The 8,122-nt window shown below is 72.1% G+C and carries 7 protein-coding genes; 2 read left to right on the top strand and 5 right to left on the bottom strand.

The features are described from left to right. On the bottom strand, positions 1–1,266 hold a 1,266-nt coding region (locus tag EQG76_RS12260), incomplete at its 3' end, for an ADP-dependent glucokinase/phosphofructokinase (protein WP_159713727.1). Between the two features lie 170 nt (positions 1,267–1,436). Here EQG76_RS12260 and EQG76_RS12255 point away from each other — a divergent pair. Continuing rightward, positions 1,437–2,255 carry a DeoR/GlpR family DNA-binding transcription regulator gene (locus tag EQG76_RS12255; RefSeq protein ID WP_159713726.1) on the top strand — a complete coding sequence of 273 codons (819 nt, stop codon included), beginning with the start codon at positions 1,437–1,439 and terminating at the stop codon, positions 2,253–2,255. 127 nt (positions 2,256–2,382) lie between these two features. Next, positions 2,383–3,828 (top strand): mannose-1-phosphate guanylyltransferase/mannose-6-phosphate isomerase, encoded by a 1,446-nt coding sequence (locus tag EQG76_RS12250; RefSeq protein WP_159713724.1) that lies wholly within the window; start codon positions 2,383–2,385, stop codon positions 3,826–3,828. 461 nt (positions 3,829–4,289) lie between these two features. Here EQG76_RS12250 and EQG76_RS12245 read toward each other — a convergent pair whose 3' ends face one another. The 4 genes from EQG76_RS12245 to EQG76_RS12230 all read right to left on the bottom strand — a co-directional run. Then, entirely contained in the window at positions 4,290–4,802 is a 513-nt protein-coding gene (locus EQG76_RS12245) for an NUDIX domain-containing protein (protein ID WP_159713722.1), read from the bottom strand. A gap of 4 nt (positions 4,803–4,806) precedes the next feature. Next, positions 4,807–5,574, bottom strand: coding sequence for a nucleotide-binding protein (locus EQG76_RS12240; protein ID WP_159713720.1), 768 nt, complete (start codon positions 5,572–5,574; stop codon positions 4,807–4,809). Further along, positions 5,571–6,497 (bottom strand): GTP-binding protein, encoded by a 927-nt coding sequence (locus tag EQG76_RS12235; protein ID WP_159713718.1) that lies wholly within the window; start codon positions 6,495–6,497, stop codon positions 5,571–5,573. The genes EQG76_RS12240 and EQG76_RS12235 overlap by 4 nt, the downstream gene beginning before the upstream one ends. Before the next feature lie 2 nt (positions 6,498–6,499). Continuing rightward, positions 6,500–8,122 (bottom strand): flagellar biosynthesis protein FlhA (locus EQG76_RS12230; protein ID WP_159713716.1); only part of this gene is annotated, 1,623 nt, incomplete at its 5' end.

The raw sequence follows: 8,122 nt of genomic DNA, 5'->3' as shown, positions 1-8,122 counted from the left end.
GGTGCCCGCCAGGAAACTGTCGCCGAGCCCGATCGTGGCGGCTGGCCGGCGCAGCCAGGGCGTGGCGCACGCCGCCAGGTTCCACCGGCCGAGCGTGCCGACCGGCGGGCAGGGGGGCGGCTGGAACATTGCCCCCTGCGGCATCTGGTCGGGCACCCGCACCTCGCCATGCCACGCCCTGGTCGAAGCCAGCAGCGAGCCGGCCATCAGGGCCTGCAGCTCCGCCTGCGGATCGTTCCGGGTCGCCGCCAGCGCATACGTGTCGTAATGGACCGCCACCCGGTCCACCGCCATACGCTCCGCCAGCTCCACCGCGCGCTCAGCCACCGGGCGGCCGTCCGACAGGAGTGCGTCCAGCTCGGACAGGCTCAGCCCCAGCGAGTTGGCCGAGCCCCGCAAGCCATCCATGACCTGCCAAGCAGTCGCCATGTCGGGAAAGTCGCCGAGCTCCAGGTGGATGAGATCCAGGCCGGCCGCGCGCCAGGCCGCCGCCAGCTCGTTGGTATGAGCCAGTGCCGCAGCGAGCTGGTCCGGCGGGACCTCGTTGTAGCCGGACAGGATCGCGGCACCCGCTTGCCCCGCGAGACGGCGGCTGTGCGTCTCGAACCAGGGATCGTGCTCCAGCGGGTCGTCGGCAAAGCGGCAGATGATCCGCGACGAGCGCGGCAGGACCCGGCCGCCCACCTCGCTGTCCGCGGCGAACTCGATGATGTAGTGGGCAGGCTTGCCGGGGGTTGGCCCGCCTGCCACCGCGGCCACGGGGGCGGGTCCCTCGGCCAGCGCCACGCCGACCTTTGGATGGAAGCGCTCCAGTTGCCGGGCACTGCGGTCGCCTACCGTCACCAGCGTCGGTGCCCCCAGCGTCGCCAGCACCTGGGCCGCCTGGGCGCCGGTGCCGCCCAGCCCCAGCCGGGTCGGCAGGTTAGAGTCGAGCCAGGCCGGGCCTTCTGGCCAGTCGACATGGATCTCGCCGCCGATCCCGCGCCAGGCCCGTTCCAGCACCTGGCGCGCCAGTTGACCGGCGGGGCTGGCCGGGTCGGCCTCCAGCAGCGGCCGGGCCTGCTCCAGGCGGATATAGGCATCGACGCAGGTGCTGAAGCCGCACAGCGTGATCGGGGCCCTGGCGGCGAAGCCCGGCAGCCGCTGCACGAGCTCGGTATAGGTGCTGTGCCAGTCGACTTGTGCTTCCGGCGCCCGTAGGCCATGCGCTGGCACCACCGCCACGCCCATGTAGTCCGGCAGGTCGGGATCTCGAGGTTCCGGCAAGATCCGGCCTCCCGACCGGTGTTGGGCATGCGCCCCTTTGCGCCGCGGCCACACTTTTTCGGTGCCGAGTCGCCTTGGGCGCAGCTTCGTGCGGTTTTATGCTCTTTTCAGCCGGAACGTAGCGGTCCGCCAGTGGCGGCGTCAAGCCGGGCCGCCTATGGTTACGAGCCATGAACGACCGCCAAGACGCAGCGGCAGGCGAATCCGACCTCCGCGACACCCTGCCGGCCAAGCGCCGGGCCGAGCTCGTCCGTCTGGTGCGCGCCCGCGGCCAAGTGACGGTGACCGAGCTTGCCGCCCTGTTCGACATCTCGGTCGACACGGTGCGCCGCGACCTCGACCAGCTGGCCGAGCGCGGCCTGCTGGCCCGCACCCATGGTGGTGCCGTGGCCGCGGGCGACCTCGTCACCCAGGACACGCCGTTCATCGACCGACTGGTGCGACAGAAGGGGGCCAAGGCCCGGATCGCGCGGGCGGCGGCGGCCCTGATCGGCGACGGTGAGACCTTGCTGATCAATGGCGGCTCGACCACGCGGGCGGCCGCCGCCGAATTCGGCCTGCGCCGCAACCTGACGATCGTCACCAACAATCTCGCCCTGCCGCAGATCCTGCCGCCGGACGCCTGCCGCGACGTCTACGTGATGGGCGGCCACTACCGCCACGAGGCCCAGGTCACGCTGGGCGAGGTGCGCTTCGCCTTCGCCGCCGGCATCAACGTGGACACCGCCCTGATCGGCATTGGCGGGATCAGTGCCGAGCGCGGCCTGTCCACCACCTCGATCGCCGAGGCGGTCATGATCGCGGAGATGATGAAGGTCGCCCGCCGCTCCGTGGTGCTGGTGGATTCCAGCAAGTTCGGTCACGATTCCTTCGCCACGATCGGGCCCCTGGCCCGGATGCACGTCCTGGTCACCGACGAAGCGCCCGGGGCAGAGCTGGCGGCAGCGCTTGCCGAAAGCCAGGTGGACGTGGTGGTGGCACCGGGCTGACGTGCCGGCCGGTACCCGTCAGCCTCGCCGCATCGGGCAGAAGCGCGCGGTGCTGCAACCTGTCCGTTGACCCGCCATGACCGGGTCGCTAGCGGCGAGCCATTGGCAAGGCGAGACATTGCTGCACATGGTTGATCCGATCGTCGTCCCCGTGGTCCTCGCGGGTGGCTCCGGCACCCGACTCTGGCCGATCAGCCGGAGTTCCTATCCGAAGCACCTGGTGGAGATCCTGGGCGAGGAATCGCTCCTGCAGGCGACGGTGCGGCGCGGCCTGGCGCTGGCGCCGCCCGAGCGTATCCTGACAGTGGGCGCCGCGGCCCAGGCCTTCCTGATCGGTCGCCAGCTGGGCGAACTCGACCCGGCGCTGCGGGCCGGGCTGGTGCTGGAGCCGTCCGGCCGCAACACCGCGGCGGCGATCGCGCTCGCGGCCATGGTCGCAGCTAGGCGCGGCCTGGGCGACGCCGTGCTCTGGGTCTGCCCGTCCGACCATCTGATGCGCGATGCCGATGCGCTGCTCGGGGCGGTGCGTGCCGGGGCACCCGCGGCGGCCAGCGGCGAGCTCGTGACCTTCGGCATCCACCCGTCCCGGCCGGAGACCGGCTACGGCTATATCCGGCTGGGTGACGCCGACCCCGACCTGCCGGCGGTGCGCAAGGTCGCGCGCTTCGTCGAGAAGCCGCCGCTGGCTGAGGCGGAGGCAATGCTGGCAGCGGGCGGCCATGTCTGGAATTCCGGCATGTTCCTGTTCCGCGCCGACCGCCTGCTGGAGGAGCTCGGCCGGTTCGAGCCGGAGCTCCTGGCCGCGGTGCAGCGCGCATTTCCCGCTGACGGCCACGGAACCGATGGAGCGCCCGAGCTGGCGCCGGAGGCGGCCGCCTGGGCCGCCGTGCCGTCCGTGCCGATCGACAAGGCGGTGATGGAGCGTTCCGAGCGGGTGGTGTGCGTGCCCTGCGACCCGCAATGGTCCGATGTCGGCTCCTGGCAGGCCATCTGGGAACTCATGGACCAGGATGCCCGGGGCAATGCCACGACCGGCGACGTCCTCCTGGCCGATGCGGACGACAATCTGGTGCGCTCGGAGCGACGCCTCGTGGCGCTGGCCGGCGTGCGCGACCTGGTGGTGGTCGAAACTGCCGACGCGGTGCTGGTCGCCGACCGCGCCCGCTCCGAGCAGGTGAAGAACCTGGTGTCGGCGCTCACCGCCGCCGGCCGCCGCGAGGCGGTGGTGCATGCCAGCGAGATCCGGCCATGGGGACGGCTCACCGCACTGGCCGATGGCCCCGGCTTCCGGGTGCGCGAGCTGATGGTCGACCCCGGCGCCCGGCTGTCCCTGCAGCGCCACCCCGAGCGGGTCGAGCACTGGGTGATCGTGGCCGGCCAGGCCTCGGTCGAGCTGGACGACGACGTGCGCCGCCTGCGCCCCGGTGCCGTGGTCACGGTCCCCGCCGGCGCCGTCCACCGCCTGTCCAACCCGATGGACCTGCCGCTGCGCCTGATCGAGGTGGCGCTCGGCACCGATCTCGACGACACCCGCACCGAGCGGCTGGGCCCGCCCGAAACCGGCCACAGCTGACGGTGGGCAGCCATGGCCGGCCGCTGAAGCGGCCGCGCCACCACGCCGCGGCATGTCACGCGGCACCCGCTGGTCCTGCCGGGAGGCCAGTTTCCCCATGGGCCTTCCGGCCGACTGCGGGCCAGACCCGTGACGTGCGTGCCGTGACGGTTCCAGGCGGCGCCAGCGTCACCGAAGGTTCCGCAATCCTGCCCCTGGGGCAACTCGTGCAAGTGCGCGCGCGGCAGGCGGGAGGTGTCGGGCCGGCCCGCTGCGACGAAGCCGGCATGCGAAGCCGGCCGCCTCGACACGGCGGGCATCCGAGGTGGGACAACCAGCCGACCGCGATGCCCGGGGGGCGGCTATAATCCTGCCCCACCCTGGAGATTGCACCTGTGCGGCAGGATACCGAAATCTGCCGCGTCCTCCTGGGCGTCCGACGATCGTGCCGGCATCGCCAGGGTCGGGGCAACCGCCGTCCTTCACCGGCCAGCCCCGCCGCAAGTCGCCGGCTCCGGCTCCGCCCGGCTGTCCAGCCAGCCGCGCAGCACCGGATGCAGGCCCGGCTCGGCCCGCAGCTCGGCCGGCCAGTGCCATGACACGGCCACGACTTCCGCACCATCAGGCCGGAGTGCCGGCTGCTCCGGGAGCTCCGCCTCGAACAGATGGACCCGCAGGCTGCGCCACTCATGGACCAGCTCCAGCACCGGCAGGACGCGCAGCCGGTCGGGCGACAGGACGAGGCCGACCTCCTCGGCAAGCTCGCGCACCATGCCTGCCCTGGGATCCTCGCCCGGGCGGAGCCCGCCGCCCACCAGGCCCAGGCCCTTGCGGAACGACTGGTGCACCACCAGGACCCGGCCCTGTGCCACGATCGCCACCGCCACCCCGGTCGCGCTGGGCCGGGTGAGCCACCACCAGGAGCGGGCGAGCGGAAAGCCCGCACGGTAGACGAGGCGGCGCAGGAGGTTGGCGAGCCGGCGGGCTCTGGCCATCGGCTCAGGTCGGCGCCTGCTGCGTGCTGCCGAGGCTGCTCATGAGCCCCTGCGCCAGCCGGGTGATGTCCTGCGCCACCCGGCTGTTCGGGTGGCGGGTCAGAAGCGGGGTCTGCGCCTTGAGCGCCTCGGCGACGCGCGGGTCGCGATGCACGACCCCGAGCAGCCTCGGTTCGCGCGCCAGGAAGTGGACGCACACCCGCCGCAGCACGCCGTAGGTGGCCCGCCCCTCGGTCTCGGTTTCCGCCATGTTGACGATGATCTGGTGCTCCTGCCGCTCGCGGGCGACCTTGATGAACGCATAGGCATCCGCAAGGGCGGAGGGCTCGTCGGCGGTCACCACCAGAGCCTGGTCGGCCAGTGCCGCCAGACGCCGCACCGACTGTTCCAGCCCGCCGCCCAGGTCCAGGACGGTGACCTCGAACCGGGCGGCCAGGTCCAGCAGGTCGCAGCCCAGCCGGTCCATGGCCTGGTCCGTCACCTGGCCGAGCAGCCCGCTGCCGGACCGGCCCGGCACCACGGTGATCCCGCTGCAGGGGTCCTGGACCAGGGCATCGGCGAGGCTGGCCCGCCCGGCCACCACGTCGGCCAGATCGGTGCGCCGGGCCAGGCCCAGATGGAGGTCGACGCTGGCGGCGGTCAGGTCGGCATCGACCAGCAGCACCGAGCGGCCCGCCTGGGCCAGGGCCTGGGCGATGCCGACCGCCAGGAAGGTCCGGCCGACCCCGCCCTTGGCCGAGCCCAGCGCGAGGATGGGGCTGCGTGCGCTCATCGGCCGTCTCCCAGCTCAGCCTTGCTCATCAGGAGCCTCGCCAGGCCGACCGCAGTCAGGGGCTTCAGGCCGCTGCCGATCACCGGCCCGATCCCCGCGGCGGCCAGTGCCGGCCCCGCCTCGGCCGCGGCCAGCACGCCGCCCAGCCGCCGGGCATTGTCCAGACGTGAGATCACCATGCGTCGGCAGCCGATCGCGGCAAAGTTGCCGGCGACGTCCCCGGCCTCGCCGGCCGAGAGACCCGCCGGCAGGACGAGCAGGAGCTCGGCGCGCATCGCACCCGCGAGCTCGGCCAGCCACATCATCTCCTGCGACTGGAACGGGTTCACGCCCTGGCTGTCCACCAGCAGCGGCCTTTCGCCCTCACCGGCGACAAACGCCCGGGGATCCAGGCCGGAGGGCTGGATCTGCAACGGACGCAGGAGGTCGGCCAGCTGAGCCAGGCCGCCGGCCTTGGCCCCGTCCGCCGACAGGACGCGCGGGCGGCGGTCCGCCAGCACGAGAGCGGTCGCGAGCTTGGCAACAGTCACCGACTTGCCGGCCCCGTTCGGGCCCACCACCATCAGGACGCCATTCGACGCGGTGAGCTCGCCGAACGGCAGTACCGCCTGCAGGGCCTGGCCCAGTGCCTGCACCGGGTCCTGCCAGCGCTCGGCCCGCACCGCGGCCAGGAGCCGCTGAACCAGCTCAGGGGCGGTCTCGTGCCAGCGCAGGCTGTCCTGGATCCGTGCGGTGTCGGGCTCCGGCAGGTCGGTCCGGAGCAGCTTGTCCAGGTCCAGGCCCGGGTCGGGTGCCGCGGCGGTCACGCTGACGCCGGTGCGATCCTCACGGGTCGCGATGATCACCGCCTGCTCGCCCAGTTCCGCCGCGACACGCGCGATCGCCTCCGAGGCGGACGGGGCATGGAATACGCGGAGTAGCATGGTCACACCTGCCCCATGGTCTTGATCCGGGCCTTGGGATGGATCTCATTCTGCGACAGCACGCCGGTGCTGGGCCGGAAGCGCTCGATCAGCGAGCGGACATAGGGCCGAAGGGCCGGCGTGGTCACCAGCACCGGCAGCTCGCCGCGCAGCGCCAGCGCCTCGAAGGTCTCGCGCACCGAGCGCACGAACTGCTGCAGCCGGTCGGGCGCGATCGCGAGCTGGCGCTCCTCGCCATTGCCGACCAGCGCTTCGCCCAGCGTCTGCTCCCAGCCAGCCGACAGGGTGACGATCGGGATGTAGCCACCCTCGCCGGTGAACATGGTGCTGATCTGGCGGGCGAGGCGGCTGCGGACATGCTCGACGATCACCACGGTGTTCTGCGAATGGGTCAGGGCCTCGCCGATCGCCTCCAGCACGGTCGGCAGGTCGCGGATCGACACGCGCTCGGCGAGCAGGCCCTGCAGGACCCGGTGCACGCCGCCCATGGAGATGCGCGCCGGCACCAGGTCGCCCACCAGCTTCTGCCACTCCGGCGGCAGGTCGCTTAAGAGCTTCTGGGTCTCGGCAAAGGTGAGCAGTTCCGCGAGATTGTCCTTGACCAGCTCGGTCAGGTGGGTGGTGACCACCGTGGCCGGGTCGACCACGGTCAGCCCGCGGAAGCTCGCCTCCTCGCGCAGCGCCGGGCTGATCCAGGTCGCCTGCAGGCCGAAGGCGGGCTCGGTGGTCGGCTCGCCCGGCAGGCTGATCGGCCGGCCCTGCGGGTCCATCACCAGCAGCATGTTTGCCCGGATGTCACCGCGCCCGGCCTCCATTTCCTTGATCTTGACGGTGTAGCTGTTGGCCGGGAGCTGGATGTTGTCCTGGATGCGCACCGAGGGCAGGACGAAGCCCAGCTCGATGGCGAGCTGGCGGCGCAGCGCCTTGATCTGGTCGGTCAGGCGCGGCGAGGCGTTCTCGCCGATCAGGCCCAGCAGGCCATAGCCCAGCTCGAGCCGGATCGGGTCCATGACCAGCACCGACGCGATCGTTTCGTCGCCGCTGGCAGCGGGTGCCGGCTGGGGCTCGGCCGGGACCGGGGCGGTCGCGCGCCGAGTCGCATGCCAGGCGGCATAGAAGCTGCCGGCGGCGATCGTCAGGAACACCAGGGTCGGCAGGCCCGGCAGCACCGCCAGGATCAGGCTGATCACCGCGGTCAGGCCGAGCGCACGGGGATAGGCGCCCAGCTGGCGGAGCAGGGCGGAATCGGTGCGCCCCTCCACGCCGGCCTTCGTCACGAGCAGCCCCGCCGCCACCGAGATGACCAGAGCCGGTACCTGCGAGACCAGGCCGTCACCGATGGTGAGCAGGGTGAAGGTGTGGGCGGCATCGGCCACCCCCATGCCCATCTGGGCCACCCCGATCACCAGCCCGCCCACGAGATTGATCGCGGTGATCAGCAGGCCTGCGACCGCATCGCCGCGCACGAACTTGGCGGCACCGTCCATCGAACCGAAGAAGGAACTTTCCTCCTCCAGCTCCTTGCGCCGGCGCTTGGCGGTCTGCTCGTCGATCAGGCCGGCCGAGAGGTCCGCGTCGATCGCCATCTGCTTGCCGGGCATCGCATCCAGAGAGAAGCGGGCGGC

Origin of the sequence: Geminicoccus flavidas, from assembly GCF_009806515.1 — a bacterium.
Classification (GTDB): Bacteria; Pseudomonadota; Alphaproteobacteria; order Geminicoccales; family Geminicoccaceae; genus Geminicoccus; species Geminicoccus flavidus.
This window is presented reverse-complemented; position numbering and strand designations above follow the sequence as displayed.